Raw genomic sequence first — 25,690 nt, 5'->3', positions numbered from 1 at the left:
GCTTCTCGTCCCGTCGGGGCCGGGTTGCAAGCCCCTCCGGCGCGGCCTCACTCTCGATCGGCGCGGCCGCTCATCGCGCCACCCAATTCGTTCCGTTGCAGATAGCGAGCGTCTTCGTCGAGCCGCCGCCAGCGACCCTCGCGCCCCATATGGCCGCGCTCGCGTCGGTCACATAGGCGATTTGGCCGAGAGCGCTGGAATTGCAGCCGGGCAGAGAGCCGACCGTCGAGCCGAGCAGCATCGCCAGTCCCTTCGCCTCGGACGGGCCGTCGGCCGAAGAGCGCGGCCACAGCCCCGAAAGGTCGATCCCCGTCCCGCGCGACGAATTGGACGAAGGAGTCCTGACGCAGCCGGAGACGGCGGAGGGCGAAACCTTCACATTGCTGACCGTGTCCTGCGCCACGACGGCGTGATCATAGAGATACGGCGCGAGGCAATATTGCATGTCGAGATGAATCGTCACATCCGAGGTCGATCCTTCCAGCCGAACAGCAGTCTGTCCGACGAACCCGGACGAGGCGAAAATCGCGTCTATTTTTAACCCGCGGACATTATGCGCGAGTACCCCGCCGGCCGAATCATTGGCGATCCATGTCCCCTCCATGCTTATCGAATTCACGCCCGCGCCGGCGGCTGCGTCCGCGTCGGCAGAGAAAGTGAAGGCGCTGCCGATATGCTTGGGCGAGGACGCGCGCGCATAAATATTGCCGATATTGATATTCTGAATGATCGACCCCGTCCCGGTCGCCGTCGCTTCGACAATTCCGCCATTGACGGGACCGCCCTCCTCGCCGTGGCCGTCGAATTGAGAGCCGGTCTCGATCCATATGTCCGAGATCGCGGCGCCGTTCGAAGCCGCTATCTCCACATTCTTCGCGGAGTAATATCCGATCCACGCATGGAAGCGCAGGCCCGCGACGCCCGTTCCGGCGTGATCGGCCTTGATCCAAATGTTGCGCGTATAGCTTCCGCCGGTGGAGCAGGACGCCATCGTCCCGCGGCAAGGCGTGCAGTTCATTTGATAAAAATCAGCGTCGCCGACGAATGAGCCGGCGCTCGACGTCGGGTCGATGTTCAGACAATAGGCGCGCGGCGCGGTCGAGAACATTCCGATGCGCCGAAATTCGATCAAGCGCCCATTGCGCCATTCTATGGCGTTGACGAAATTCTCGAAGTCTATGTCGTGAATACGGTTCTGCTGCGTGGGGTTGAATGACGTCCCATCATCCTTGCCGATGCGCAGAAGACTCGTCACCGAATAGGCGGAATTATTGACGAGCTGGAATTGGCCGACATCGAATGACGCGTTTTGCTCGGAGGCGGACGAAGGCGCGACGAGATCGACGAGCGCGTCGCCCTCGAATGTCTCGGAGGCCATGATTCGCGTGCCGCCGAGAGCCGCCGCGCAACCGGTGAATTGAAGCGGAAACCAAGTCACCGGGGAAAGCGCGATCGTACGGGCGAATGTATAAAATCCGCAGCCGAGATCGACGCCATATTTCGTGTTCCGCGGCGTCAGAACGCCGCGGTGGAGCGCGGCGAATTTCGCGCTGTCATGCGCGGCCTGCACCGACGCCGCCTGATCGGCGTCCCCCCACCATTCCGGCTTGGGAAAAGCCAGCCCCCTGACGGCGCCGGGGCCGCTGAAAATCTGGTACGGGCCGGCGACGACCGTCGCCCCGTCCGCAAAGGTCAGCGCTTTCCGATTCGCGACCCGAAACCCTCCGCCGCGCTCGACGAACCACATCATCATGCCGGACAGAGCGAGGTCGTTCGAGACCGCGCACATTCTGTCGATGATGATCGTGCGCCCGGCCGCCGCAGCCGCTGTGAGCGCCGCGTCATCGCAGGTCGCGCCAAAGGCGGAAATGGACGCGATCGCGCTCGGCGCGCCGAAATCCTCGAGGCGGAGATCCCTCGCATGCGCCGACAGGGCGCCCGCGATGGTCGCCGCGCCTGCGAGAAGGGCTCTCTTCATTTTCGGCCTCGGCCCGGCTCGTGGATGGCGAGTCTGCTCGCCTTTCGGTGCCGAGACGTCCGTCGCTTCGCGCGCGCCCGGCCGCAGTCTCTGAATATGCGCTACGGTGGAGTTCAGGCTCATTTGCCGCTCAGCGGCGCTCCATGACACTCTGCGCAAGTGGATACTCTGCGAGAGTGAGATGGTGCCCAGGAGAGGACTCGAACCTCCACGGCTTTCACCACTGGTACCTGAAACCAGCGCGTCTACCAATTCCGCCACCTGGGCAACGCGGCTCTCTTACGAGGACGACGCTCTGCTTGTCAATGGCGCTCGTGACGCTTCGTTCACGTTCGTGCGGCGCATTCCCTTTCCGGCCAAATCGCGCTAGAGCATCCGCCCGAAACGGAGCGATATTCTCGAGCGCTCCGAGCGAAGCGGCGTGGGGCGAAGAATGAGCGCAGATGTGAAGGATGCCGGGCGGATCGTGACGGTGTTCGGCGGGTCGGGATTCATCGGGCGCCATGTGGTGGCGGCCCTGGCGCGGGACGGCTGGCGCGTGCGCGTCGCCTGCCGGCGGCCGGACCTCGCCTTTTTCCTGCAGCCTCTCGGCAAGGTGGGGCAGATTTTCCCGGTGCAGGCCAATCTGCGCAATCCGGCCTCCGTCGCCGCCGCCGTGCGCGGGGCCGAGGCGGTCGTCAATCTGGTCGGCGTGCTGGCCGAGGGCGGCAAGCAGAAATTCTCCACCCTGCACGCGCAGGGCGCCAAGGCCGTCGCCGAGGCCGCCGTCGCGGCGGGCGTGAAGCATCTGGTCCATGTCTCCGCCATCGGCGCGGACAAGAATTCCCATTCCGTCTACGCCCGCACCAAGGCGGAGGGCGAGGCCGCAATTCGCGCCGCCTTCCCCAGCGCGATGATCTTGCGCCCGTCCGTCGTCTTCGGCCCGGAGGACGAATTCTTCAACCGATTCGGCGCGCTGGCGCGCTATCTGCCGATCGAGCCGGTCATCGGCGAGGCGACGCGCTTCCAGCCCGTCTATGTCGGCGATGTGGCGCAGGCCGTCGCGCTGGCGGTGGACGGCCGCGCCCAGGCCGGCGCGACCTATGAGCTCGGCGGCCCGGAGGTGAAGACCTTCCGCGCGCTGGTCGAATATGCGCTGAAGGTCGCCGAGCGCGACGTCAAGATCTGGCCGCTCTCCTTCGCGACGGGGGCGCTCATCGCGCGCATCACCCAGACGCTGCATTCTCTTTCGCTCGGCCTCTTCCCCAGCCTGCTGACGACGACCGTCGATCAGGTGGAGCTGCTGCGCCACGACAATGTCGTCTCCGCCGACGCCAAGGCCACCGGGTTGACGCTGCAAGGGCTCGGAATCACGCCGACGGCGATCGAGGCGATCGTCCCCAGCTATCTCTACCGCTACCGTAAGACCGGCCAATATCAGGCGCAGCGGCTCGCCTGAGCCGCCCGACGCCTCTCCAGCCTCAGCGCGCCCGCGCTTCAGCGCGGGCCGCAGGGGCGGCGAGCCGCCTGTGCAGGCGCACCATGAAGGCCACGCCGAACAGCGGCGTGAACAGATTGAGGCCCGGCACGGCGACGAAGCCGGCGATGAACAGGCCCGCGAGGAACAAGGTCGTCGCATGGCGACGGGTCAGCTCGCGGGCTTCCTCCAGCGAGCAATAGCGCGTCGCGGCGAAGGCGAAATATTCCCGGCCGAACAGATAGGCGTTGGCCAGCACGAAGACGATGGCGTTGACGCCGGGCACGAGCAGCAGCAAGAGCGCGACGAGATTGACGCCCGCAGAGACCAGCGCGAAGCGCAGCGCCATCACCATCGCCTGACCGGCCGGCAGCGGACGCCCGCGCGGCCCGTGAGGGTCGATCTCCTCCTCGACCACATCGGCGAGATCGTCGAGGAAAAATCCCGCGACGAGGATGGAGATCGGCGCGATGAGAAAAGCGAGGCCGACGACGAGCCCGGCGCCGGTCGCGAAACCGACGATCGTCCGCAACCAATAGTTGTCGGCCGTGAGAAACGACAGCGCGGCCTTGTCCAGCCCGGTCCAGGCCAGCGCCAGCAGGACGAAAGTCAGGCCGAGGCTTTTGAGCAGGACATTGCGAAAGGGCGGCGAGAAGATTTGACGGGCGGCGTCCAGGGCGGCTTGCAGCATGAGGGCTCCGAGGCGGAATTCGCCGACAAGATGGGGGGCGCCGGGCGCAGGCGCAAGCCGGGCCGAGACCGCCCCGCCCGAGACAACCGCCAGCAGGGGCAGGCGCGGCCGCAGAATTTGTGCTAGGGGCTGCGCCGCGGCCCGGATTCGAAAGGCGAGGTTTTCGCATTGATAGGACGAAATTGGTTCAGACGGCGCACCCGCTCCGAGGAAGTCGCGGTCGCCAGCCTGTTTTCCGGCGATGAGACCCGCGCGCCGTCGCACCAAAACGCCATCGACGCCATTCCGGGCTGGAACTGCCATTTTCCCGTCGAATTGGGGCTTACGGCCGGACGGCTGCCGGCCTTCGACGATCCGCGCATCACCTGGTGCATCGAGCGCTATGGCGATCTTACAGGACGCCGCGTGCTGGAGCTCGGTCCGCTGGAGGGGGCTCACACCTATATGCTGGCGAAGGCCGGCGCCCATATCGACGCGGTGGAAGCCAACCGACTCGCCTTTCTGAAATGTCTGGTGACGCGGGAAGTCCTCGATTTTCCCGACACGCGCTTCTATCTGGGCGATTTCGTGCAATGGCTCGAGCAGGCCGGCCCGCGCTATGATCTCGTCGTGGCGAGCGGCGTGCTCTATCACATGCGCGAGCCGCTGCGGCTGCTGCGCGCCCTGTCCGAGCGCGCCGACGCCATCTATCTGTGGACGGTCATGGTCGACGACGACCAGCTTCCTCACACATTCACGCAGAAGTTCGAAAATCTGGACGTGCGCCTCTATGCGCGCGGCTATGGGGATCGCAGCGTCGCCTTTTGCGGCGGCGCGATGGATTTTCCCAATTGGATGCACAGGGACGACATACTCGCCGTGCTCGCGGCGCTCGGCTATGACGACGTCACCGTGCTGAACGACATTATCGGGACGGCGGGCAATGTCCTGCCGACATTTTCCGTTTTCGCCAGACGGAGCGCTTCGGTCGGCTGACGACGCGGCGCGGCGCGGCGGTGCTTCCATCGCGCCGCGGATAGATTCGAAGGCGCGCGCGGCGAGCGGGCGCCTCTTCACAGAGGAATGGCATGAGCAGTCAGGACAACGCCAAGAAGCTCCCCATCGGCCGCCGCATCGTGCGCGCGCTTCGTTCGCTGGTCGGGCTGAAGAACGACCCCATCCCCGTGGAGCACGTCAAGCTCAACCGCAGCCAATACAAGAACATTTGGAACGCCGTCTCGGTCTCCGAGAATGACGCGAAAATGGCCGTCTCCGGCTATATCGACGAAGACCTCTATCGCCAGATGGGCGAAGGCACGCGCGACATGCTGCAGTCCTATGTCGGCATCGGCCCGGACGATGTGGTGCTGGAGATCGGCGCCGGCGTCGGCCGCGTCGGCGCCGCGCTCGCGCCGATCTGCAAGGAATGGATCGGCGCCGATGTCGCCGAGAACATGCTCGGCCATATTCGCCAGCGTCTCGCCGCTTTCGACAATGTGCGCACGGTGGCGACCAGCGGCTTCGATCTCTCCGCCGTGCCGGATGCTTCCGTCGACGTCGTCTACAGCACGGTCGTCTTCATGCATCTCGAGGAATGGGATCGCTATAATTACATCAAGGAAGGCTTCCGCATTCTGCGGCCGGGCGGACGCATGCTCGTCGACAATGTGGACATCACCTCCGATCTCGGCTGGAAATTCTTCGAGGAGCATTGCGCGGTGCCGCCCTTCGAGCGGCCGGCGCAGATCAGCAAGACCTCGACGCCGCAGGAGCTCGAGACCTATTTCAAGCGCGCCGGCTATGAGGCGATAGAGCAGGTCCGCGCCAGCCTCTGGATCATCACCTATGGCCGCAAGCCCGCGGCGCAGGAGCAGCCGCAAGAGCAGGCCGCCGAAGCGCAGGCCGCGGTCCCGGCCGAGGAAGCCCACGCCGCCGTCTGACGGCGCGAATATTGCTCACATGCCGCCCGAGGACACGGGCGGCATGAAGACATTTCTCGACTGGTCGGCTTACGACACTTACGGAATAGGCGACGCCTATTCCGGCATTCCGGCGACGGGCGGCAATTACGCCAAGGCGGTTGCGGTCTGCATGCACAGCCGCGACTGCCAGAAGACCGCCAAGGGCGTCATGTGCCCGAGCTATCGCGTCACCGGCGAGGTCAAGCATTCCACCGAGGCGCGCGTCGCCGCCTTCAAGGCCGCGCTCAATGACGGCACGGATGAGCGCGCTTTCGCCGATCCGCGCCTCGACGAGGCGATGGACCTCTGCGTCTCCTGCAAGGCCTGCAAGAAGGAATGTCCCAGCGCCGTCGATATGACGCTGATCAAGACCGAATATCTCGCCCAGCGTCATGAGATCGTCGGCGTGCCGAAGCGCCTGCGCCTGTTCGGCGGCGTGCCGGAATGGACGGGTCGCCATCGCGCTCTCCTGCGCTTCGCCATTCGCCTGCGCAATCGCTCGCGCCTTCTCTCCAAGCTCGCGGAAAAATGGATCGGCGTCACCGCCCGCCGTCCCCTTCCCGAACCGGCCCCCGAGGCTTTCGCCCGCTCCGCCCCCGCGGCCGGCGTCGGCGCGCGCGGCGAGGTGATCCTCTTCGTCGATACGTTCTGCCATCACTTCGATCCGCATGTGGCCGAGGCCGCCGTCGAGGTGCTGGAGCACGCCGGCTATAGCGTGCGCATCGCCAAGCCGGCGCCGACCGATGCCGAGCCGGACCGTCCGCTGTGCTGCGGCCGCACGTACCTCACCACGGGAATGGTGAAAAAGGCCCGCGGCGAGGCGGAGCGCGTGCTTGCCGCCTTCCGCGACGAGATCGCCGCCAAAACGCCGATCATCGGCCTCGAGCCCTCCTGCCTGCTATCGCTGCGCGACGAGCTCTACAGTCTCGGCCTCGGGCCGGAGGTCGGCGATCTCGGCAAGCAGCTCTTTCTGCTCGAGGAGTTTCTGGCCCGCGAATATCAGAACAAAGGCCTGCGCCTTTCGCTGAAGCCGCTCGATCTGCCCAAGGCGGTCGTGCATGGCCATTGCCATCAGAAGGCCTTCGGCGTGATGAAGGCGACCAAGAAAGTGCTCGGCTGGATTCCGGGCTTTACCTTCGACATTGTCGAGACGAGCTGCTGCGGCATGGCCGGCAGCTTCGGTCTCGAGGCCGAGCATTACGAGACCTCGATGAAAATGGCGGAACTGTCGTTGCTGCCGGCGATGCGCGACGCCGCGCCCGACGCGCCGCTGATCGCCAATGGTTTTTCGTGCCGCCACCAGATCGAGCATGGCAGCGGCCGCCAGGCGCGCCATATCGCGCTGCTGTTGCGCGACGCGCTAGAGCCGGCGCCGCAGGCCGCGGAATAGAGCTGCAGAAGCCTGAGCAGAAAGGGCCACTCGCACCTCCCCCTCGAGGGGGGAGGTCGATCGCCGAAGGCGAGCGGGAGGGGGTGACCGCCCGAGTCTTTGCCGTTGAACCCCACCCCGTCCGGCTATCGCCGGCCGACCCTCCCCCTGAAGGGGAGGGTGGAGCGCGCGCCGGGAGAAAAGGCTCGCCTCGCGCGCAATCGTCCAGAATTGTCCGCTAACCGACAGAATTGAACGCCGCGTGCTCAGCTCTCCCCGGCCCGACGCTGGGACAGCTCCTCCATCAGCGCCGACACGGTGTCGAGCAGGCGGATCGCGCCCGGCAGACGGGAATGCGCGTTCTGCTGCGCCTCGCCCTCGGGATCCATGCCGCGCCACCAATCGATCAGGTCGCCGATCAGCGCGCGCCCCGGAATTTGCTCGAAGGGAACGCCCGGATAAGCGTCGAGTCCGAAAGCCGCCTCGAAATCGCGCAGGCAGGCTTCGATATAGCGGGCGTCGGCGCCATTGAGCGCGAAAGGCCGCTCCGGCGCGCGACGCACCATGCGCACCTCGCTCAGCTCCGGGATGTAGTCCTTTATCACCGCCCCGCTCCGTCTCCGCAGTTCCCGCGAGAGACGCTCCATCAATTGCGGCGCCAGTCTCGCCGGACGGCAATGGCGCGACGCTTGCATTTTTGAACGTATGACCACAAACGCGACCGAGAGAGGGCCGGTTCCGCCGGCGCTGAAACGATTCATCTGGGATATTCAGTCGATGGTCGAGCTCGCCGACAGCGAGCGGGAGATTCTTCTCATCGGCCGCGATCTCATGACCCGCCTCGTCGCCAGCGACGATTGCCTGCCGGCGGTTTTCGCCGACGCTTTGCCCGGGCGCGGGCGGCAATTCCAGCTCTATAGCGACGGCGAGGAACGCTTTGCCGTCGTCGCCTCCGTGCTCGCCGGCGGCGCCGGCCTGTCGCTGGAGCAGCCAGGGGTCTGGGAGATCGCCGGCGTCTTGCGCGGCGCAGTGTCGCGGCGCCCACCCGGCGGGACGGAAGAAGCGCGCACGCTGGAGAAAGGCGCGGTCGAAGCGCGACTCTCCAAGACCGGCCCCTCCGCCGCCCTCGCCAATACGCTGGCCGAGGAGGTTTCGATCACGATCCAGGTCTATGGAGGGCCGATCACCGGCATCGTCCGCCGCTCGGTCGCGCCCGACGGCGCGGTCGGCGAGGCCGAGCCCTACGCCAATGGCGAGGCGACGCCGCCCTACGACATCTACACCATTCAGACCGAGATAAAGGACTGATTTAGCGCGAGGAACGCCCCCTCCCTCACCTTGCGGGAGAGGGGGCTTCCGGCATTGCGCGAAATCTCGATGAAGCGCGGAATCTGCTCCCTCTCCCGCAAAGCGGGGGAGGGTTGGGGAGGGGGCCTCAGCGCGCCGAGACGAACCGATCCGTCGGAAGAATCGCCGCCTGTCCGGCGAAAGCCTGCGCCTGTCCGCTCGAGGTCGTGGGCGCGAAGAGCCCCGTGTCGGCGCGGGCGGCGGAGCGCGGCGCAGCGAAAGTGGTTCCGAGCGCCGTGCCGCCGGGCAGCCGGCTCGCGGACACGCCCGTCGTCAGCGCTTGGAAATTGGAGCGGTCGAGACGCGCCGGCACCAGCTCCACCTTGGCGGGCGTGGGCTTGGGCGCCGGCTTGGCGGTGGGCAGACGCAGCTCCGGAGCGAGATCGCTTCCATAGGGAAGCGATTGCGCGGCGGAGGGCGCATAGGCGAGCAGCGGCTCCGGCTTGGCGACGGCCTGCTGCGCCGGGCGGGCCGGCGGCGGCGGGACATTATGCGCCTCCTCGCTGACGCCGCCGCGCAGGCTGGCGGCGCTGAGATCGACGAGGCTGGCGATGGCGCCTCCGGCCCGGCGGGCGGGCGGAGCGGCGGGAATGCTGGCCAGAGCGCCGAACTCGCTCGGCCGCGTGGGCGGCAGCGGCGCGCCGGCGACGGTGAGGAACATGGGCCGCCGGGGCGGCAGAGGCGCGGCCAGAGCAGCGTCGAGCTTGGCGTCGATCTTCGCCTCCTCGGCGGAGGGTCCGAGCGCGGCCATGGCGACCGGCTTTTGCCGCTCGGCCGGACGCTCGACGGGGACCGGCTCGGCGCGCATCTGAGTCTCGCCGCGCGGCAGATTGCGCTCGGCCACGGCGATGCGCTCCTGCTCGCGGCGGCTCGGCGCCGGAATCGGCGCGGCTTCGGCGCTCTCCTCCTCGGCGTCGGCGGAGACGCGGCCCGAGCGGCGCGGCGCGAGCGACGCCCATTGCTTGCGCGCTGTGGGCGGCGGGGCGGCGGCGATCGCGCTGTCCTCGTCCTCCTCGCCGCCGCCGAACAGCATGGCGAAGAGACCCTTGCTCTGGCGCTCGACGGCCGGAACATAGGCGCCATTGCCGCGCGCCTCGATCTCGGCCTTGGCTTCCTCATAGCGCGCGAGCGGCTGGTTGTTGGTCGGCAGATGCACCGTCTTGCCGTCCGGGAACAGGCGCGCGAGCTGGTCGTAGCTCATGCGCGGCCAGGAGCGGACGCCGCCGACGTCGAGATGCACGAAAGGCGTGCCGGCGGTGGGGTAATAGCCGACGCCGCCGCGCTGCATGCGCATGCCGATCTCGCGGATCTGCTCCATGGACATGCCCGGCATTGTGGTGTCCATCGCCTTGCCGAGCATGTGCTGCGAAAACTTCGCCACGGCGCGCGAGCGGCGGCGCAGCATGGCGTTGGTCTCCGGCGAGCGATAGGCGGAGACGACATGGACCGGCTCGCTCGCCCCGGCCTGCCGATAGGCCTCCCACACCACATCGAACAGATGCGGGTCCATCTTGGTCGGCTCGTCGCGGCGCCAGTCGCGCAGGAACCAGTTCAACTGCTCCAGCACCGAGGAATCATAGCGGCCGCCCACCAGATAGGTCGCGGCGATCTGCTCCTTGGTGTGGCTGTGGAAGAGATAGAGCGTGCGCGTCTCGCCATTGGCGACCGCATTCTCGGTGAAGGACGGAGCCAGCGCCGTGATCAGCGCCGCAGCGGCGCTCGCGAGCCGCGCGATAGACCGTCGTGAGAGGAGAGGCGCGCCTTCCCGCCGATCGTCCAAAACGTCTCTTCTTTCCGCTGGTCGACGGGCGAGAAGGCCCGACGAAATGAATTGCAAGACGCGAGCGCCGAACGCACGGACGATCGATCGGGAGATCGATCGTGGCTCGGTCCCTATCGGCGCCTCGGCGTCGCGGGACCCGGCCTCCTCTTGTGAGGGGCGAATCGGATTCGCCCGTAAGGCAAGGACGGTATTTCGACATAATGGCGAAAAATTGCCCAGCCGTCATAGTGACACAATGTCGAGTTCCCGTTGAAAGTCAATGCGCCACGCCTCCGGCGAGGGGCAGGACGAAGGCGCCGGAGGCCAAAATCGGCTGCCCGCCGGGGATCAGTGGCGCCGAGGCGGCTATCTCCGGCAAAGGCTCCGAATGCGCCTCTTTCTGCGCATCCGCGCTGGTGAAGGCGACGGATGGCGGGCGGCGGGGCGGCTCGGGAGCCTCGGCCGGCGCAGGCTCATTGGCGCGGATAGAGGCGGTCGGCGTCGCATCGATCGCCCGGTTCGCCGACAGCCGATCGCGCTCGGCGAGGGCGAGGCGGATCGGCCCCTGCGGCGGCGACGTGGGGTCGGCGAAGGCTTGCGACACCGCGCCTCGCACCTTTTGCGCGAGATCGCCGAGCGGATCGGCGGCGGGCGCGGCGGAGGCGACCGTCTGCGCGCCGCGGCGGGCGCGGCTGGCGACCACCGTGCGGTCGCTGCCGTTGCAATTGCGAATACCGAGCGAAATCAGCTCATTGCCGCTCAGCACCCGATATTGCCGGGTGAGATAGCCGAGCCGCTCGCGCACCGCCGCCGGATAGTAATTGAACAGCTCGGCGGAGACGCCGGCGTCGGTCTGATGGTCTATCGGATTATAGGCCAAATGGAATTTGACCTGCGAATCCGGATAGACGCAGACATTGGGAAGGCTGAGCGCCATTGTGCAGGCGGACCGGCATTCGTGCAGTCGAACCTCGCGGCCCTCGCGGCGATAGATTTCCGTTTGCGCCTGATACTCCGAGACGAAACCGCCCACGTCCTTATAGACGATGACCGGCGCCGGAGCAGGCGGCGGCGACAGATAACTCAAGCAAGCACCCCTACGCTCTACTGACCTCCGATAAGAGAAAATTCACCATGATAGGGTGAATAGTCTCTTAACGGCCGGATCATCCTCGAGCGGTCGGGTGGACGGCGACCCATCCGATCGCCCGTCGGATCATCCTCTGATTCCGACCCTGAGGCCGGGCGCAGGACGTTCTTGCAAGACATTGCGGCGAAAATGAAAAAGCGCCGCGGGGCGGCCGCCCGTCTTCAGCGACACCTCCCCCGTCGGCTCCACGGCGGCGGAGGTTTCCACGAGGCGGCGGAAGTTCTGCTTGTGCAAATGGCGGCCGGCGATGGCCTCCACCGTCCGCTGCAGCTCGGTGAGCGTGAAGGCCGGCGGCATCAGCTCGAAGATCACCGGGCGGTATTTCATCTTGGCGCGCAGCCGGCCCATGGCCGTCGCCAGAATGCGCCGATGATCGTGCTGCATGGGCGCGCCGAGCGGCGGCGGCTTCACGCCGCGCTTCAACGCCGCCTCGCGCCCGTCGCGCCAGGCCTCCTCGACCAAGCCAGCCTCATAGAGCAGCTCATAGCGCTCGAGCGCATTCTCCTCGTCGAGCCCCCTGCCCTGCGGGCGGAACAGAAGATTGACGCGGTCGCGCCGCCGCAGGCCGGAGGAGGAGAGCGCATCCGGCGCCTCCTCCACCCAGGCCGAGAGGCCGGGCAGAATGGTCGTCTCCATCGCCTCGGGCCGGCCGCCGCGCCAATCTTCCCAAGGGAAGAACTCGTACCAGCTGCGAAAGCCGCGAATTTCGTCCGCCTGCTCCTCGGCTATGCGGGTCAGCGCGAGATAGCCGACGGAGACCACATGCGGATCGCGGTCGCCGGCGCGGGCGTGGCGGCCGCGATCGCCGAAAGTGTAGAGCTGCTCGACATAGCCCAGCGTCATGCCGGTCTGCTCGGCGACCCAGGCGCGCAGGCCGATCTCGAAAGTGCGGTGATGCACCGGATCGAAAGGGCCGGAGGGCAGAGCGGCGCGCGCGTCCTCACCGTGGGCGGCGACAGTGAGGATGAGCGGCTCGTCCTCCTGCGCCGCGACGATCGCCGCCGTCAGGCCGATGGCGACCGGCAGCGGTCCTTCAGAGTCGCGCGAAGATGCCGGCGGCTCGCGCCGATGATCGAAGCTCGTCATCGTCTATGGGTCAGGCGAGCTCGAGCGCGAAGGGCGCCCCCTCGTAGCAATCCGCGCCGCGGCCGATCTCGGCTATGGCCGCCGACATGCGGCCTTCGCGAGAAAGAATGCGATCGGCCAGAGCGACGAGACGGCGGTTGGGCGTGGCGGTCGGCGAGGCGCGGCGCAGCTCGGACGCCAATTCGCTCTCCGCGCGCTGCGGCGCGAGCGCGCAAGCGAGAATAAAGGCAGCCGCCGGCGAGCGGCTGACTCCGGCGTAGCAATGGATGACCAGCGGCTCACGCCGGTCCCATGCGCCGGCGAAGGCGAGAAGGTTCTCTATATGCGCGCGATTGGCGAGCACATGGCCGTCCTGATCCGCCTCTATGTCGGAGACGGCGAGACGCAAATGTCGCTCGGGCTTGATCTCGCTCGGCCGCGCCAGCGAAGAGCCGGCGGTGAGAATTGTGATGAGTGAGCGCGCGCCACTGGCGCGCACCGTGTCGACGACCTTCGTAAGCGAACAGACATAGAGGTGCGCCATGTCTCACCCGTTCTGTGTCACTTCGATGCCTCACACTCTGATGCGTCGCTACGCGCCTCGCTCGATCGTGGCGAAGCGCGCCAGAAAGCGCTGCTGCGCCTCCTCGACCGAGAGCGGCTCCAACGCCTGCGCGCAAGCGTCGGGCGCCAGCGCCGGACGGCCGAAGATGCGCTCGGCCTCTCCGCGTGTAAAGCCGGCGAGACCCACCGCCTCGAAAAAAGCCGAGGCGCGATCCGCCCGCTTGGCGAGACGCAAGAGCGCCGCGTCCGGCTCCGGCGACAATGAGAAGCGCAGCAGGATCGCCGTCAATATTCGTTTCTCCACGCTCTTGTATGTGTCGCCGATGACCGCCTTGAAGGGGGAGATCATGTCGCCGATCACATATTCCGGCGCGTCATGGAGCAGCATGAACAGTCGCCCCTCGCGTCCGAGCCCGGGCGAGAGCGCGCAGGCGATCTCCTCGACGAGCAGGCTGTGCTGGGCGACCGAGAATATATGTGGGCCGTGCGTCTGACCGTTCCAGCGGGCGACGCGGGCCAGCCCATGGGCGATATCCTCGATTTCCACATCCAGCGGCGAGGGATCGAGCAGATCGAGCCGCCGGCCGGACAGCATGCGCTGCCAGGCGCGGGGCGCCGCCTCGGCCTTCACTCCGCGCATCTGTGGCACTCCGCCAGATGGTCGTCCACCATGCCCACCGCCTGCATGAAGGCGTAGACGATCGTCGGGCCGCAGAAGGCGAAGCCGCGCGCCTTCAGATCCTTGGCGAGGCGGCGGGAGATGTCCGTCTGCGTCGGAATGTCGGCCGTCGTGCGCGGACGGCGGACGATGGGAGCTCCATCGACGAAATCCCAGAGATAATTGGAAAATCCCACGCTCTCCTCGAGCTCCAGATAGGCGCGCGCGGAGGCGATGGCGCCTTCGATCTTGGCGCGGTTGCGGATGATTGCCTGGTTTTGCATCAGAGCTTCGACGCGAGCGGAGTCGAAGCGCGCGATTCGCTCGGGATCGAATCCCTCGAAAGCGGCGCGGAAGCCCTCGCGGCGACGCAGGATGGAAATCCAGGAGAGGCCGGCCTGGAAGCCATCGAGAATCAGCTTCTCGTAGAGCGCGCGCGAATCACGCTCCGGACGGCCCCATTCTTCGTCGTGATAGGCGACATAGAGCGAATCGTAACCGGCCCACGGACAACGCAAAACGCCATCTGGATGACGCAGCGCGGCAGCATCGCGCCAAGCGCGCGGATTTTCTCTTTCGGCGGCCATCGCCCCTTCCCTCACGCTTTCCGTGCGCCATCTGAGCCCAAAGAGTGTTTCATAACATCCGGATTGCGGTCCCGGCGAGCTTGCGGCCCTTGCCTCGATGCATGACAATTGGCACAGGCCGTGCTCGCAGTGCGGCCGTCGGGAGCCGTTTGCGCTGAGGAATCTTCATCGGCGACGGCGCTCACCAAGGAGAAATTTGATGTCGATCCGTCTCGTCTCTTACGCTGCCGTCGGCGCCCTCGCGGTCGGCTTGGCGGTCGCCGCCGCGGGTGAAGCGAAAGCGCAGGCGAATGTTTTGAAGGAATGCGGCACGCAATATCAAGCCGCCAAGGCCGCCAATGAGCTGAAGGGTCAGAGCTGGCAGGACTTTCTGAAAGCCTGCCGCGTGCGCCTGTCCGAGCAGCCCGCCGAGACCGCGCCGGCCGCCGCCGCTCCCGCGCCGACACCTGCCCCCGCCCCCGCCCCTGCTCCGGCCGCCGCAGCGCCCGAGCCGACCCCGGCCCCGGCCCCCGCGCCGACGACAGCGACGCCCGCTCCGGCGCCTGCACCCGCGCCGACAACCGCCGCCAAGCCGGCCAAGCCCGTCTCCGAAGGCAAGGCCGCCCAGACCGCCCGCCAGAAAAAATGCGGCGCCGAATGGAAGTCCAAGAAGGCCGAGCTGCTGAAGGCCGACCCCAAGGCCACCTGGCCGAAATATTGGAGCGAGTGCAACAAGCGCCTCAAAGCTGCGGGCGAGTGAAGCCTCGGCCATTGCCGCCGCTCGACATGGCCCGGCGCGTCGCGCCGGGCTTTTTTTTATTATGCTGGACCGCTGGCGCGTCGCGCCGGGCTTTTTTATTGCGCGGGACCACTGGCGCGTCGCGCCGGGCTTTTTCGTCGGGCGGGACCACAGGCCGGAGCCCCTCTTGCGGCGCGGCCGCTTTTCGTGGCACAGGCTGCGGGCCGCGAGACGACGGCGAGGCGCTCGGCAAGAGGCGCGCGAAGCGGGGGAAGCCGTATGGAGAAGATCGAGCTGCGCAAGCTGCAGGCCTTCTTGCGCCAGGCGCTCGGCAATGAGGAGATTCGCGTGACCGCGGATCCCAAGAACCCCGATGACGCCGCCGTTCATCTCGGCGAGCGCAAGATCGCCTCCATCATGGTGGACGACGAGGACGGCGACCGCTCCTTCGCCTTCGGGATGAAGCTGCCCGTCGGCCGCGAGACGCTGCAATCCTATCTGCGGAAGCTGTTTGAGAACGACAAGCTCACCATCGCGCCGCGCGGCCGCAAGACCGATTCCGTCGAGCTCAACAGCGGCGAGGATTTCCTCGGCGTCATTTCCGCCGACGACGCCAAGCAGACCAGCTACACGCTGCAGATCGCCATTCTGGACTTCGACCTCGACGATTTTTGAGCGCCCGCCTCAGCGCGGACGCGGCCGATCGGCGTCGATCGAGGCCAGAAAGGCGCGCAGCCCGCGCGCGAGCTCTTCCCAATCGCGCAGCAGAGCGGCGGAAAAGCGCGCCTCGACATCCAGATTCTTCCAGCGCAGCGCCCATAGGCAGGGCGCGGAGCCGAGAAAGCCCGCGTCGCGACGCGGGCAGCGGGCGAAAAAGTCTCGGCCCTCCGGCGGCGCGAGATAGAGCAGCTCCAGCTCATAGGGCGAGCCCGGCTCGAAGCGCCGCATGACGAGCCCACCCGGCCCGCCCCAGACCTCGCTCTCCAGAAATCGCGCATAGAGGCGCGACGGGCGCTCGGACGGATCGAGCGCCTCCTCGCGCGGCGTGAGCGTGACGAAGACGCGCATCGGATCCAGCTCCTCGGCCGCGCGCCGACGCGGATCGGCGCTCGGCTTTTGTGGCGGCCCGAAATCCGGCGCGACAGCGATGAAGGAGAGACGGTCCGGCGCGCCGCCGTAACGCGTCGATTCGTCACGCGCATAGGCGGGCGCATAGGCGAAGCGCGCATCGCCGAGGCTGGCGGCGACGATGGCCGGCGCGACTCCGTCGGTTTTGCGCGTGAAGCGATAGCCCGCCGCGGCGAGCAGCGCCAAGAGCAGAGCGACGAGGAAGAGGCGCATGATCCTGAAGAAAGAGCAGCAGAGCCGATTCGCCGAGCTTAGCCGATTCAGGCCCGCGGCGCGCGCGCCCCGACAGCCGAGGCGCGCGGTTTCCTCTTTCGGCCAAAGACACTAGAAGGTCGGCGAACGCCCCTCGCGCCTCGCTCTGAGGCCCACCGCAAAGAGGGGCGCGGGAGACCAGGACCATGCCTCTCTACAAGCTCGACGGCGTCGCGCCGCGCGTCCCGGCCTCCGGCCGCTTCTGGATCGCGCCCGACGCTCAAGTCATCGGCCGCGTGCAGCTCGAGGAGGACGCCAACATCTGGTTCGGCTGCGTGCTGCGCGGCGACAACGAATGGATCACGGTCGGCGCGCGCAGCAATATTCAGGACAATAGCGTCCTCCACACCGATATGGGCTTTCCGCTCGTCATCGGCGCCGATTGCACGATCGGCCATGGCGTCATTCTGCACAGCTGCCTCATCGGCGAGGCGAGCCTGATCGGCATGGGCGCGACCATCCTCAATGGCGCGAAGATCGGCCGCAATTGCCTCGTCGGGGCCAATTCGCTGGTCACGGAGAATAAGGAGTTTCCCGACAACAGCCTGATCGTCGGCTCGCCGGCGCGCGTCGTGCGCACGCTGGACGAAGGCGCGCTCGCCCGCAATCTCGAATCGGCGAAACATTATGTCGAGAACGCCGAGCGCTACGCCAAAGGGCTGGAGGCGATCTGACCGTCGCGGCGCGCCCTGTGCCGAAGGGCGCGCCGAGCGCTGGCTCAGCGCGCGGCGAAGAGCGGGGCGTTGGGATCGTCGATCACGACCCAGACGTTCTGATCGAGCTGCGACTGGCGTTTGACGAAGCGATAGGGCGTGTTGGTCCAGGGCCGCACGGCATCGTTCATATTGTCGAGGACGAACTCGCCGCGACTGGTCTTCACCGTCAATATCGCGTGGCCGTCGCCATTCTTCTCCTTCACCACCGTCATCAGCAGCGCGGCGCGCGGATAGCCGAGCTCGACCAGCAGGCGGCGCTTCATCAGCGCGTAATCCTCGCAATCGCCCTTGCCGTCGGTGGGATAGTCCCAGCGATCGACGACGCCCCAATGATCCATGTCGGAGACGGGCTCGATCGCGTGATTGACATGGGCGTTGACGCGCTGAATGTCCTTATAGGCTTTGGCGGTGAGGTCGATGTCGTGCGGTCCGGCGGCGTCGGCGGCGCATTCGCCACGATAGCGATGACAAAAATCCAGCCAGCCATAGGGCACGCTCGTCTCCGGTCCGAGGGCCGCGTGGAGCAGATGCTCCGAGCCCGCCCAGCCGGGCGCCGTTCCCGAAATGGAGACCGCGCCGGCCAGAGCCGCGCTCATCGTCAGTCTCGCTACTCTACCCAACATCTTCGTCGTCTCCCCGATGTGGAGACGAGATTAGTTTTATTGTTTTGCTTGCTCCGTAAGTCGATAGCTCAGTTTTTCGGCCAATCCATTTAGATTTGACGACAATTTTCGTAAGTATACCAAGAGATGACCGAAATAGGCGAAATTTCGCGGTATTTTCAATAAAGCGCTGAAATTACGCGATGTTCCCACCGCCGAACGGCGGCGCGACCACGGGCCGAGACCGGGCTTTTTGCTCATGGAGGGCCGATTCGTTAACATGAGCCCCGGAATCGTCGTTAACGGGCTTGCCGTGGCGGCGGCGAGCGACGAAATTACGGCGGCGGCCATGGTTCGGTCTCAAAGGCGGCGTAGGGACCGGATTCGAGTTTCGATCGGGGTTCCGAGTTTCCATCGGGGTTCTAAGACGATGTTGCTGCGCTTCGCAATCGCTCTGGCGGTGAGCCTCATGGCCTTCGTCGTCACAGACGCGCCGATCGCCGAGCCGCTCAATCGTGCGGCGGAGAACCCCTTTGTCGCCCGGCGCAATCCGCTCGAGAGCCATATGGACGAATGGCGGCTAGCCCTGCGCCTCTCCGGCGAGCAGGAGCGGCTGTTCTCCGCCTTCGCGCAACAGCTGCATGCCGTGGTTCAGGATCGCGACGCCGCCATCGTCGCCGCGGCGATCGACCGCAATCGCGACAGCGCCCCGCGCGACCCCGGCGCGCCGCTGCGCGCCCGCGCCGATCGGCTGAGCCGCCATGTGGAGAATTTGCGCGCCCTCGCCGACGCCGAGACCAGCTTCTTCGCCTCGCTCTCCGACGAGCAGCGCCGCATCGCCGATCGCGTGCTGCCCCGCGATGTGCTCGGCGCGCATGATCTGTTCCGCCGCCGCGGCATGCGCCCGGACCGGAACGGCTGATGGCCAGCGTCGATGACTGTGAATATGCGCGAGCCGCCTCCCTCGATCGATAAAAATCGTCTATCTGCCCACGAAGACAAAGCTCGTAATCCCGCCCCTCGCCGCGAGACAAGAAAATGACATCCGTTTCGCTCGCCCCGAGCGCCCGCCCCGCCCGCCGCATCGCCGTCGGATTTTGGGGACTGCTGATCTGCGCCCTTTCGGCCGCGACGCCGGCGTCGCCGGCATTCGCCGCCAATGGCGCGGACAAGCCGCCGGCGCTGGAGCCCGCGCCTGTCGCGCCCGCTGCGCCCGCGGCGCCGCCGGCGCTCGCGGGCAAATCGGCGCAGCCGGCGCCGGTCCGCAAGCGGCTCACCAAATTCGAGGCGAGACGCATCCGCCACGCCTGCCAGGGGCGCGCCAACGAGCGCAACCTCGTCGGGCCGGAACGCGAGGCCTTTTTGGGGCGTTGCTATTTCGGCCGCGTCTCGACGCGCGTCGAGCGGCAGCAGTGCCGGCAGGAGGCGACCGCGCGCGGGATCGAACGGGCGAGCCAGCGCGCCTTCATTCAGGAATGCGTCCGCGAGCGCGTCCGCGCCAAGAGAGAGCGCAAGGATTGAGCAGCGCCGCTGCGCCTTTGGACAGACCGGCCGAGGGCGCTCCCCCGTACAGTCGTTCCGGTTAGGATCGAACCGGAACGACTCTCGATCTCATTATCTCTTCACGCGAGCACTCTATCGCCGCACCACCAGCACGGAGCATTTGGCGTGGCGGACGATGGTCTTGGCGTTGGAGCCGAGCAGATAGGTGGACATGGCCGGCCGATGCGAGCCGAGCACGATGAGATCGGCGCCCCACTCCTCCGCCTCCGCCAGCACCTCCGGATAGATCGCGCCGAAGCGCACCACCGTCGTCACCAGATTCTTGGGATAGTCGATCTTGGTCGCGACATCGGCGAGCTCCTGCTCGGCCGAAGTGCGCAGCTCCTCGTCGAAATTCGGCGGGATGTAGTCGATGAAGGCGACGGGCACCAGAGATTGCACATTGACGAGGCGAAGCTTGGGCTGCGGCGAGCCCTTGGCGAGGGCGAGCGCCTCGTCCAGCGCGAGCCGCGTCAGGTCCGGCTCGGTCAAATCGAGCGGAATAAGGATTTTCTCATGCATGAGCGCTCCCTCCTCTCCTCGATCTAAGGCGCGCGCGCCCGTTTTGTCAGGGGCGCCCTCTCGCCATCACGGGCCGTCCTCCCGCGGCGGAAGGTCGCGCGCGTCGATTTCCGCTTCCACGAGATCGCCTTCGCGAAGATCGCCTTCCGGGGCCACGGGCCGGAACTCCGAGCGGCTCGCCGCGACCGCCTCTATATGGCGTCCGATCTCCGGATTGCGCTGCGTGAAAACATGTAGGTCGAAAGCGTCGAGAATCAGCAGCTTTATCGGCGTCGCGGCGCGCACATTGGCGGTACGGCGCGTCTTGCGCAAAAGCGCGATCTCGCCGAAGAACTGCCCCTCGCCGAGCCGCGCCATCCCGCTCGGCAGCTCCACCTCCACCTCGCCGGCGGCGATGAAATACATGGAATGCGCCGGCTCGCCGCGGCGCACGATCAGCGCGCCCGCCGGCAGAGATTGCGCGCGCAAATAGCGCATGATCTCGGCGATCGCCGATGCGTCGAGCGTGGCGAACAGCGGCGCCTTGGCCACCATGCTCCAGGTGACGACGAATTCGCGCCGATGAATCTCCTCCGCGAAAGCGGTGGCGACGATGCCGACCGGCAGGCCCAGCATGACGAAGCCCATCACCATGGAGATTGCGGCGATGACGCGGCCCGCCGGCGTATGCGGCACCACATCGCCATAGCCGACCGTCGCAATGGTCTGGATCGCCCACCACATGGCGGCGGGAATGGAGCGGAAAGCCTCCGGCTGCGCGTCATGCTCGGCGATATGCATGGCCGTCGCCATGAACAGCACCACGCCGAACAGCACGATGCCGGAAGCGGCGAGCGCTTTGCGCTCGGCCTCCAGCACGGCGAAGATGGAGCGTATGCCCGGCGAATAGCGCGCCAATTTGAAGAAGCGCGCGAGACGCAGGAACAAGAGCACGCGGAGATCCGCGGCGATGATGACGGAAAGATAGAATGGCGCGATGGCGATGAGATCGACCAGCGCCGAAACCGAGCAGAAGAAGGCGAGGCGCGCGCGTCCGGGGCGCATCGCGGCATAGAGCGCATGGTCCGGCGCGCTCCAGATGCGCAGCGCATATTCGACGCTGAAGGCGGCGACGGCGACATATTCCACGGCGCGGAAGAGCGCGCCATAGCGCGCGGCGTGATCGGGATCGGATTCGAGGATCACCGCGCCGACGGAGAGGATGACCAGCGCCATCAGCGCGCCATGGGTGATTTGCGCGGCGCGGTCGCCGACGCCGCCGCTGTCGAGCAGAATATGGACGCGGCGACGGAGGCGGGACGGCGACTCCTCGGTCTCTGCGCCGCCTCGCTCGCTCACTGCGCCGCCTTGACCCGCAGCGTCTCCTCGATCGCTGTCAGCGCGGCTTCGAGCGCTGTGGCGTCGGGACCGCCGGCCTGGGCGAGATCTGGCCGCCCGCCGCCGCCCTTGCCGCCGAGCTTCTCGGAAGCGACGCGCACCAGATCGACGGCGTTGTAGCGCGCGGTGAGATCGGCGGTCACGCCGACGACGACGCCAGCCTTGCCATCGACCGAAGCGTTGGCGATGGCGACGACGCCGGAGCCGATCGTCTTCTTGGCCTCATCGACCAGCGACTTCAAATCCTTGGCGTCTATTCCGCTGACCGCTTTGGCGAACAGCTTGACGCCGGCCACGTCGCGGATCGGCTCCGCCCCGCCATTGCCGCCGCCGCCCATGGCCAGCTTGCGCTTGGCGTCGGCGAGCTCGCGCTCCAGGCTCTTGCGCTCCTCGATCAGGCTCGCGAGCCGGGCGGGCGCCTCCTCGACGGAGGCGCGCACGAGTGCGGCGATCTCGCGCAGCGCCTTGGCCTCGGAAACGAGCTGGGCGCGGGCGCCTTCCGCCGTCTTGGCCTCGATGCGGCGCACGCCGGAGGCGACGGCGCCCTGCGAGACGATGCTGATGAGGCCGATGTCGCCGGTGCGGCGCACATGGGTGCCGCCGCAGAGCTCGACCGAAAAGGCGCGATCGACGTCGACGGGGGCATGGCCCATGGCGACGACGCGCACCTCATCGCCGTATTTCTCGCCGAACAGCGCGCGGGCGCCGGAGCGAATGGCCTCGTCCTGGCCCATCAACCGCGTCTCGACCGGGGCGTTGTCCTGCACCACCTCATTGGCGATCTGCTCGACGGCGGCGATCTCTTCCTCGCTCAGCGGCTTGGGATGGGTGAAGTCGAAGCGCAGCCGATCCGGCGCGACGAGCGAGCCCTTTTGCGCGACATGATCGCCGAGCACGCGGCGTAAAGCCTCGTGCAGAATATGCGTCGCCGAATGATTGGCGCGCACGGCGTTGCGACGGGCGTGCTCGACTTCCAGCTCAAGGGCGAGGCCGGGGACGAGCGCGCCCTCCTCCACCACGCCCTCATGGACGAAAAGGCCGTGAACCTTCTTTTGCGTATTGGTGACGCGAAAGCGCACGCCCTTGGCGCGCATGACGCCCATATCGCCGATCTGGCCGCCCGATTCGGCATAGAAGGGGGTCTGATTGAGCAGCACGGCGCCGCGTGCGCCGGTCTCGAGCCGGAACGTTTCCGCCCCTTCATGGAGAAGGGCGACAATCTGGCCCTCAGACTTCTCCCGGTCATAGCCGAGAAATTCGGTCGCGCCGAGACGTTCCTCGAGCGCAAACCAGACGGCCTCGGTCGCCGTCTCGCCGGAGCCGGCCCAGGCCTTGCGCGCCTCAGCGCGCTGGCGCTCCATGGCTTTCTCGAAAGCCGGCTTGTCGACAACGATCCCGCGCGGGCGCAGCGCATCTTCGGTGAGATCGAGCGGAAAGCCGTAAGTGTCGTAGAGCTTGAAGGCGGTCTCGCCGGAAAAGCTCGCGCCTGCGGTCAGCGAGGCGCTCTCCTCGTCGAGGATGGAGAGACCGCGCGCCAAAGTCTGGCGGAAGCGTGTCTCCTCGGTCAGCAGCGTGTCGCGAATGAGGCTTTCGGCGCGCGTCAGCTCGGGATAGGCGAGCCCCATCTCGGAGACGAGGGCGCCGACGAGCCTATGCATCAAAGGCTCGGCGGCGCCGAGAAGCTGCGCGTGGCGCATGGCGCGGCGCATGATTCGGCGGAGCACATAGCCGCGGCCCTCATTGGAGGGCGTCACGCCATCGGCGACGAGGAAGGCCGCGGCGCGCAAATGATCGGCGATGACGCGATGGCTCGCCGCCTGCGGTCCGGCCGAATCGACGTTGGTGGCGTCGGCCACGGCGCCGATAAGGCGGCGGAAAAGATCGACCTCGAAGACCGAATGCACGCCCTGCAACAGGGCGGCGATGCGCTCGAGACCCATGCCTGTGTCGATCGAGGGCCGCGGCAGCGGCGCGCGCTCGCCGGGCGCGGTCTGATCATATTGCATGAAAACGAGGTTCCAGAATTCCAGGAACCGGTCGCCATCCTCGTCCGGGCTGCCGGGCGGGCCGCCGGCGACGCTGTCGCCCTGATCGAAGAAAATTTCGGAGCAAGGGCCGCAAGGGCCGACGTCGCCCATGCTCCAGAAATTATCGGCCGTGGGGATGCGGATGATGCGATCGTCGGAGAAGCCGGCGATCTTTTTCCACAGCGAAAACGCCTCATCGTCGTCGTGATAGACAGTGACCAGCAGCTTTTCCCGCGGCAGGGCGAGCTCGCGGGCGACGAAATTCCAGGCGAGCTCGATCGCGCCTTCCTTGAAATAATCGCCGAAGGAGAAATTGCCGAGCATCTCGAAGAAGGTCAGATGCCGGGCGGTGTAGCCGACATTGTCGAGATCATTGTGCTTGCCGCCGGCGCGCATGCATTTCTGCGCCGTGGTGGCGCGCGCGTAATGGCGCTTCTCGAAGCCGGTGAAGACATTCTTGAACTGCACCATGCCGGCGTTGGTGAACATCAGCGTGGGGTCGTTCTGCGGGACGAGCGGCGAGGATGCGACCTTCTCGTGTCCATTGCGCGAGAAATAGTCGAGGAAGGTCGAACGGATCTGGTTGACGCCACTCATATCGGTTCTTGTCGCCCGCTTGTTCGGCACAAATGGCCATCGAACGCGCGCTCGGCCGTAACCGTCGCTGGGAAAAGGAAAAGGCCCGGCGCGAACCGAGCCCTTCTAGAGCATTTGTCCGCGAAGTGGAACAGGCCGCGCGGATCGCAGAAGGGAGTGATGTTCTGGAGTCTCCGTGGTGGAACCCAGCCCCGGACGGCTGCGCCGTCCGACCCTTCCCTCAAAGGGTGGGCCGTCCTCGCTTCACCTTCGGCGATCGCCCGACTCACTCCTCGCCGCCGGCGCCATCCTCCTCGCCGCCGGCGTCGAGGATGCGCTCGGCGATGAGGCCCGAATTCTCGCGGATCGCCTGCTCGATCCGCTCGGCGGCCTCTTTGTTCTGCCTGAGGAAGGTCTTGGCGTTCTCGCGGCCCTGGCCGAGACGCTGGCTGTCATAGGAGAACCAAGCCCCGGATTTCTCGACGACGCCGGCCTTCACCCCGAGATCGACGAGCTCGCCGACCTTGGAGATGCCCTCGCCATACATGATGTCGAACTCGACCTGCTTGAAAGGCGGAGCGACCTTATTCTTGACGACCTTGACGCGGGTCTGATTGCCGGTGACCTCGTCGCGGTCCTTGATGGAGCCGATGCGGCGAATGTCGAGCCGGACGGAAGCGTAGAATTTCAAGGCGTTGCCGCCGGTCGTCGTCTCCGGCGAGCCATACATCACGCCGATCTTCATGCGGATCTGATTGATGAAGATGACGAGCGTGTTGGAGCGCGAGATGGAGGCGGTGAGCTTGCGCAGCGCCTGGCTCATCAGCCGCGCCTGCAGGCCGGGCTGCACGTCACCCATCTCGCCCTCGATCTCGGCGCGCGGCGTCAGCGCGGCGACCGAATCGACGACGAGCACATCCACCGCGCCGGAGCGCACCAGAGTGTCGGTGATCTCCAGCGCCTGCTCGCCCGTGTCCGGCTGCGAGATCAGCAGCTCCTCGAGATTGACCCCGAGCTTGCGGGCGTAGACCGGATCGAGCGCATGCTCGGCGTCGACGAAGGCGCAGACGCCGCCCTTCTTCTGCGCCTCGGCGATCACATGCAGCGTCAGCGTCGTCTTGCCCGATGATTCCGGCCCGTAGATCTCCACGACACGGCCGCGCGGCAGGCCGCCGACGCCGAGCGCGATATCGAGCCCGAGCGAGCCGGTGGAGATGGTCTCGATCTCGACGGCTTTCTGATTCTTGCCGAGCCGCATGATCGAGCCTTTGCCGAAGGCCCGCTCGATCTGCGACAAAGCGGCGTCCAGCGCCTTGGTCTTGTCCACGGAGGTTCCTTCCACGAGGCGGAGATTGGCTTGGCTCACGGCGATGATTCCTTCTGGCACAGGCAGGGCGGCAGGCGCAACGCGAGATGCGGCCCGGGAACGAAAGAGCGGTGAAAGACTTGCGAGGATCAGGCGATATCGGACGCGAAGATCGGATGGGCAGATTGTATCGCATTTGTTCTCTTCGCCAAGTTCTTTTTTTGTTCCGCATGATTTTTCCCCGCTTCGCCCCGCCGGGCGCGAGCCAAGGGCAGGCCGGGCGCGAGCCAGGGGAAGGAACCGGCTTGAAGTCCGCGAGTTCCTCGGCGTAAGGGACCGCAGCCGGCTCCCGGCCTA

General features: G+C 66.6%; 26 protein-coding genes and 1 tRNA gene. 10 read left to right on the top strand and 17 right to left on the bottom strand.

The features are described from left to right. Positions 1-70 precede the first annotated feature (70 nt). Together EDE12_RS05110 and EDE12_RS05105 are read right to left on the bottom strand one after the other, a co-directional pair. Positions 71-1,978 carry a hypothetical protein gene (locus EDE12_RS05110; RefSeq protein WP_026599477.1) on the bottom strand — a complete coding sequence of 636 codons (1,908 nt, stop codon included), beginning with the start codon at positions 1,976-1,978 and terminating at the stop codon, positions 71-73. Between the two features lie 182 nt (positions 1,979-2,160). Then, a tRNA-Leu gene (locus EDE12_RS05105) sits at positions 2,161-2,245 on the bottom strand. Positions 2,246-2,411: 166 nt separating this feature from the next. On the opposite strand from EDE12_RS05105, the gene EDE12_RS05100 reads away from it, so the two are divergent. Then, a complete protein-coding gene (locus EDE12_RS05100; protein WP_024881214.1) occupies positions 2,412-3,416 on the top strand; it encodes a complex I NDUFA9 subunit family protein in 1,005 nt (334 codons plus the stop codon). A gap of 22 nt (positions 3,417-3,438) precedes the next feature. Here the strand turns inward: EDE12_RS05100 and EDE12_RS05095 are convergent, their stop codons facing one another. Continuing rightward, the gene (locus tag EDE12_RS05095) at positions 3,439-4,125 is read right to left on the bottom strand and encodes a sulfate transporter family protein (protein WP_024881215.1); all 687 of its coding nucleotides are present in this window, start codon (positions 4,123-4,125) and stop codon (positions 3,439-3,441) included. Positions 4,126-4,293: 168 nt separating this feature from the next. Between EDE12_RS05095 and EDE12_RS05090 the strand changes: the two genes are divergently transcribed. The 3 genes from EDE12_RS05090 to EDE12_RS05080 all read left to right on the top strand — a co-directional run bounded on the left by EDE12_RS05090 (position 4,294) and on the right by EDE12_RS05080 (position 7,455). Continuing rightward, the gene (locus tag EDE12_RS05090; RefSeq protein WP_026599478.1) at positions 4,294-5,100 is read left to right on the top strand and encodes a class I SAM-dependent methyltransferase; all 807 of its coding nucleotides are present in this window, start codon (positions 4,294-4,296) and stop codon (positions 5,098-5,100) included. Positions 5,101-5,192: 92 nt separating this feature from the next. Beyond that, entirely contained in the window at positions 5,193-6,044 is an 852-nt protein-coding gene (locus EDE12_RS05085; RefSeq protein ID WP_024881217.1) for a class I SAM-dependent methyltransferase, read from the top strand. 43 nt (positions 6,045-6,087) lie between these two features. Continuing rightward, a complete protein-coding gene (locus tag EDE12_RS05080) occupies positions 6,088-7,455 on the top strand; it encodes a 4Fe-4S dicluster domain-containing protein (RefSeq protein WP_024881218.1) in 1,368 nt (455 codons plus the stop codon). Between the two features lie 245 nt (positions 7,456-7,700). On the opposite strand, the gene EDE12_RS05070 is transcribed toward EDE12_RS05080, so the two are convergent. Beyond that, complete coding sequence (locus tag EDE12_RS05070; RefSeq protein WP_024881219.1) at positions 7,701-8,039, bottom strand: hypothetical protein; 339 nt, start codon at positions 8,037-8,039, stop codon at positions 7,701-7,703. Positions 8,040-8,211: 172 nt separating this feature from the next. On the opposite strand from EDE12_RS05070, the gene EDE12_RS05065 reads away from it, so the two are divergent. Further along, complete coding sequence (locus EDE12_RS05065) at positions 8,212-8,742, top strand: hypothetical protein (protein ID WP_245275812.1); 531 nt, start codon at positions 8,212-8,214, stop codon at positions 8,740-8,742. A gap of 127 nt (positions 8,743-8,869) precedes the next feature. Here EDE12_RS05065 and EDE12_RS05060 read toward each other — a convergent pair whose 3' ends face one another. From EDE12_RS05060 to EDE12_RS05035, 6 genes are all read right to left on the bottom strand, one after another. Then, positions 8,870-10,561 carry a DUF882 domain-containing protein gene (locus EDE12_RS05060; RefSeq protein ID WP_026599480.1) on the bottom strand — a complete coding sequence of 564 codons (1,692 nt, stop codon included), beginning with the start codon at positions 10,559-10,561 and terminating at the stop codon, positions 8,870-8,872. A 259-nt stretch (positions 10,562-10,820) separates the two neighbouring features. After that, positions 10,821-11,630 carry a hypothetical protein gene (locus tag EDE12_RS05055; protein WP_026599481.1) on the bottom strand — a complete coding sequence of 270 codons (810 nt, stop codon included), beginning with the start codon at positions 11,628-11,630 and terminating at the stop codon, positions 10,821-10,823. Between the two features lie 129 nt (positions 11,631-11,759). Continuing rightward, positions 11,760-12,779: an NAD regulator gene (locus tag EDE12_RS05050; protein WP_024881223.1), complete on the bottom strand. Its 1,020-nt coding sequence runs from the start codon at positions 12,777-12,779 to the stop codon at positions 11,760-11,762. A 10-nt stretch (positions 12,780-12,789) separates the two neighbouring features. Next, a complete protein-coding gene (locus EDE12_RS05045; RefSeq protein ID WP_026599482.1) occupies positions 12,790-13,302 on the bottom strand; it encodes a protein-tyrosine-phosphatase in 513 nt (170 codons plus the stop codon). Between the two features lie 48 nt (positions 13,303-13,350). Continuing rightward, positions 13,351-13,962 carry an HD family hydrolase gene (locus tag EDE12_RS05040; RefSeq protein ID WP_024881225.1) on the bottom strand — a complete coding sequence of 204 codons (612 nt, stop codon included), beginning with the start codon at positions 13,960-13,962 and terminating at the stop codon, positions 13,351-13,353. Then, on the bottom strand, positions 13,950-14,567 hold the full coding sequence (locus tag EDE12_RS05035) for a DNA-3-methyladenine glycosylase I (RefSeq protein ID WP_024881226.1): 618 nt from the start codon (positions 14,565-14,567) through the stop codon (positions 13,950-13,952). The genes EDE12_RS05040 and EDE12_RS05035 overlap by 13 nt, the downstream gene beginning before the upstream one ends. A 199-nt stretch (positions 14,568-14,766) precedes the next feature. On the opposite strand from EDE12_RS05035, the gene EDE12_RS21750 reads away from it, so the two are divergent. Further along, positions 14,767-15,306: a hypothetical protein gene (locus tag EDE12_RS21750; RefSeq protein WP_166671814.1), complete on the top strand. Its 540-nt coding sequence runs from the start codon at positions 14,767-14,769 to the stop codon at positions 15,304-15,306. 258 nt (positions 15,307-15,564) lie between these two features. Continuing rightward, on the top strand, positions 15,565-15,960 hold the full coding sequence (locus EDE12_RS05025) for a DUF3126 family protein (RefSeq protein WP_024881228.1): 396 nt from the start codon (positions 15,565-15,567) through the stop codon (positions 15,958-15,960). Positions 15,961-15,969: 9 nt separating this feature from the next. Here the strand turns inward: EDE12_RS05025 and EDE12_RS05020 are convergent, their stop codons facing one another. Next, on the bottom strand, positions 15,970-16,626 hold the full coding sequence (locus EDE12_RS05020; protein WP_024881229.1) for a hypothetical protein: 657 nt from the start codon (positions 16,624-16,626) through the stop codon (positions 15,970-15,972). Between the two features lie 185 nt (positions 16,627-16,811). Here EDE12_RS05020 and EDE12_RS05015 point away from each other — a divergent pair, with 185 nt between their 5' ends. Next, positions 16,812-17,339 carry a gamma carbonic anhydrase family protein gene (locus tag EDE12_RS05015; protein ID WP_024881230.1) on the top strand — a complete coding sequence of 176 codons (528 nt, stop codon included), beginning with the start codon at positions 16,812-16,814 and terminating at the stop codon, positions 17,337-17,339. 44 nt (positions 17,340-17,383) lie between these two features. On the opposite strand, the gene EDE12_RS05010 is transcribed toward EDE12_RS05015, so the two are convergent. Further along, a complete protein-coding gene (locus EDE12_RS05010) occupies positions 17,384-17,977 on the bottom strand; it encodes a transglutaminase-like cysteine peptidase (RefSeq protein ID WP_026599484.1) in 594 nt (197 codons plus the stop codon). A gap of 63 nt (positions 17,978-18,040) precedes the next feature. Then, a complete protein-coding gene (locus EDE12_RS05005; RefSeq protein WP_134187995.1) occupies positions 18,041-18,334 on the bottom strand; it encodes a hypothetical protein in 294 nt (97 codons plus the stop codon). Positions 18,335-18,413: 79 nt separating this feature from the next. Here EDE12_RS05005 and EDE12_RS05000 point away from each other — a divergent pair, with 79 nt between their 5' ends. Together EDE12_RS05000 and EDE12_RS04995 are read left to right on the top strand one after the other, a co-directional pair. Further along, the gene (locus tag EDE12_RS05000) at positions 18,414-18,905 is read left to right on the top strand and encodes a Spy/CpxP family protein refolding chaperone (protein WP_024881232.1); all 492 of its coding nucleotides are present in this window, start codon (positions 18,414-18,416) and stop codon (positions 18,903-18,905) included. Between the two features lie 116 nt (positions 18,906-19,021). After that, positions 19,022-19,504 (top strand): hypothetical protein, encoded by a 483-nt coding sequence (locus tag EDE12_RS04995; protein ID WP_026599485.1) that lies wholly within the window; start codon positions 19,022-19,024, stop codon positions 19,502-19,504. Positions 19,505-19,618: 114 nt separating this feature from the next. On the opposite strand, the gene EDE12_RS04990 is transcribed toward EDE12_RS04995, so the two are convergent. The 4 genes from EDE12_RS04990 to recA all read right to left on the bottom strand — a co-directional run bounded on the left by EDE12_RS04990 (position 19,619) and on the right by recA (position 25,393). Then, complete coding sequence (locus tag EDE12_RS04990; RefSeq protein WP_024881234.1) at positions 19,619-20,047, bottom strand: universal stress protein; 429 nt, start codon at positions 20,045-20,047, stop codon at positions 19,619-19,621. A gap of 66 nt (positions 20,048-20,113) precedes the next feature. Beyond that, entirely contained in the window at positions 20,114-21,385 is a 1,272-nt protein-coding gene (locus EDE12_RS04985; protein ID WP_024881235.1) for a cyclic nucleotide-gated ion channel, read from the bottom strand. Next, complete coding sequence (gene alaS / locus EDE12_RS04980; RefSeq protein WP_026599486.1) at positions 21,382-24,048, bottom strand: alanine--tRNA ligase; 2,667 nt, start codon at positions 24,046-24,048, stop codon at positions 21,382-21,384. The genes EDE12_RS04985 and alaS overlap by 4 nt, the downstream gene beginning before the upstream one ends. A 265-nt stretch (positions 24,049-24,313) precedes the next feature. Next, a complete protein-coding gene (recA, locus tag EDE12_RS04975) occupies positions 24,314-25,393 on the bottom strand; it encodes a recombinase RecA (protein ID WP_024881237.1) in 1,080 nt (359 codons plus the stop codon). Between the last annotated feature and the right edge of the window lie 297 nt (positions 25,394-25,690).

Origin of the sequence: Methylosinus sp. sav-2, assembly GCF_004366495.1 — a bacterium.
In the GTDB taxonomy this organism is placed as follows: Bacteria; Pseudomonadota; Alphaproteobacteria; order Rhizobiales; family Beijerinckiaceae; genus Methylosinus.
The sequence above is the reverse complement of the archived record's forward strand: the minus strand, read 5'-3'. Positions and strand labels throughout refer to the sequence as shown.

Excerpts from the sequence above, each read along its gene's own strand:
- EDE12_RS05110 (WP_026599477.1), bottom strand. The coding sequence starts at position 1,978 with ATGAAGAGAGCCCTTCTCGCAGGCGCGGCGACCATCGCGGGCGCCCTG.
- EDE12_RS05100 (WP_024881214.1), top strand. The coding sequence starts at position 2,412 with ATGAGCGCAGATGTGAAGGATGCCGGGCGGATCGTGACGGTGTTCGGC.
- EDE12_RS05095 (WP_024881215.1), bottom strand. The coding sequence starts at position 4,125 with ATGCTGCAAGCCGCCCTGGACGCCGCCCGTCAAATCTTCTCGCCGCCC.
- EDE12_RS05085 (WP_024881217.1), top strand. The coding sequence starts at position 5,193 with ATGAGCAGTCAGGACAACGCCAAGAAGCTCCCCATCGGCCGCCGCATC.
- EDE12_RS05080 (WP_024881218.1), top strand. The coding sequence starts at position 6,088 with ATGAAGACATTTCTCGACTGGTCGGCTTACGACACTTACGGAATAGGC.
- EDE12_RS05065 (WP_245275812.1), top strand. The coding sequence starts at position 8,212 with ATGGTCGAGCTCGCCGACAGCGAGCGGGAGATTCTTCTCATCGGCCGC.
- EDE12_RS05050 (WP_024881223.1), bottom strand. The coding sequence starts at position 12,779 with ATGACGAGCTTCGATCATCGGCGCGAGCCGCCGGCATCTTCGCGCGAC.
- EDE12_RS05045 (WP_026599482.1), bottom strand. The coding sequence starts at position 13,302 with ATGGCGCACCTCTATGTCTGTTCGCTTACGAAGGTCGTCGACACGGTG.
- EDE12_RS05040 (WP_024881225.1), bottom strand. The coding sequence starts at position 13,962 with ATGCGCGGAGTGAAGGCCGAGGCGGCGCCCCGCGCCTGGCAGCGCATG.
- EDE12_RS05035 (WP_024881226.1), bottom strand. The coding sequence starts at position 14,567 with ATGGCCGCCGAAAGAGAAAATCCGCGCGCTTGGCGCGATGCTGCCGCG.
- EDE12_RS21750 (WP_166671814.1), top strand. The coding sequence starts at position 14,767 with ATGTCGATCCGTCTCGTCTCTTACGCTGCCGTCGGCGCCCTCGCGGTC.
- EDE12_RS05025 (WP_024881228.1), top strand. The coding sequence starts at position 15,565 with ATGGAGAAGATCGAGCTGCGCAAGCTGCAGGCCTTCTTGCGCCAGGCG.
- EDE12_RS05020 (WP_024881229.1), bottom strand. The coding sequence starts at position 16,626 with ATGCGCCTCTTCCTCGTCGCTCTGCTCTTGGCGCTGCTCGCCGCGGCG.
- EDE12_RS05015 (WP_024881230.1), top strand. The coding sequence starts at position 16,812 with ATGCCTCTCTACAAGCTCGACGGCGTCGCGCCGCGCGTCCCGGCCTCC.
- EDE12_RS05010 (WP_026599484.1), bottom strand. The coding sequence starts at position 17,977 with ATGAGCGCGGCTCTGGCCGGCGCGGTCTCCATTTCGGGAACGGCGCCC.
- EDE12_RS05005 (WP_134187995.1), bottom strand. The coding sequence starts at position 18,334 with ATGGCCGCCGCCGTAATTTCGTCGCTCGCCGCCGCCACGGCAAGCCCG.
- EDE12_RS05000 (WP_024881232.1), top strand. The coding sequence starts at position 18,414 with ATGTTGCTGCGCTTCGCAATCGCTCTGGCGGTGAGCCTCATGGCCTTC.
- EDE12_RS04995 (WP_026599485.1), top strand. The coding sequence starts at position 19,022 with ATGACATCCGTTTCGCTCGCCCCGAGCGCCCGCCCCGCCCGCCGCATC.
- EDE12_RS04990 (WP_024881234.1), bottom strand. The coding sequence starts at position 20,047 with ATGCATGAGAAAATCCTTATTCCGCTCGATTTGACCGAGCCGGACCTG.
- alaS (WP_026599486.1), bottom strand. The coding sequence starts at position 24,048 with ATGAGTGGCGTCAACCAGATCCGTTCGACCTTCCTCGACTATTTCTCG.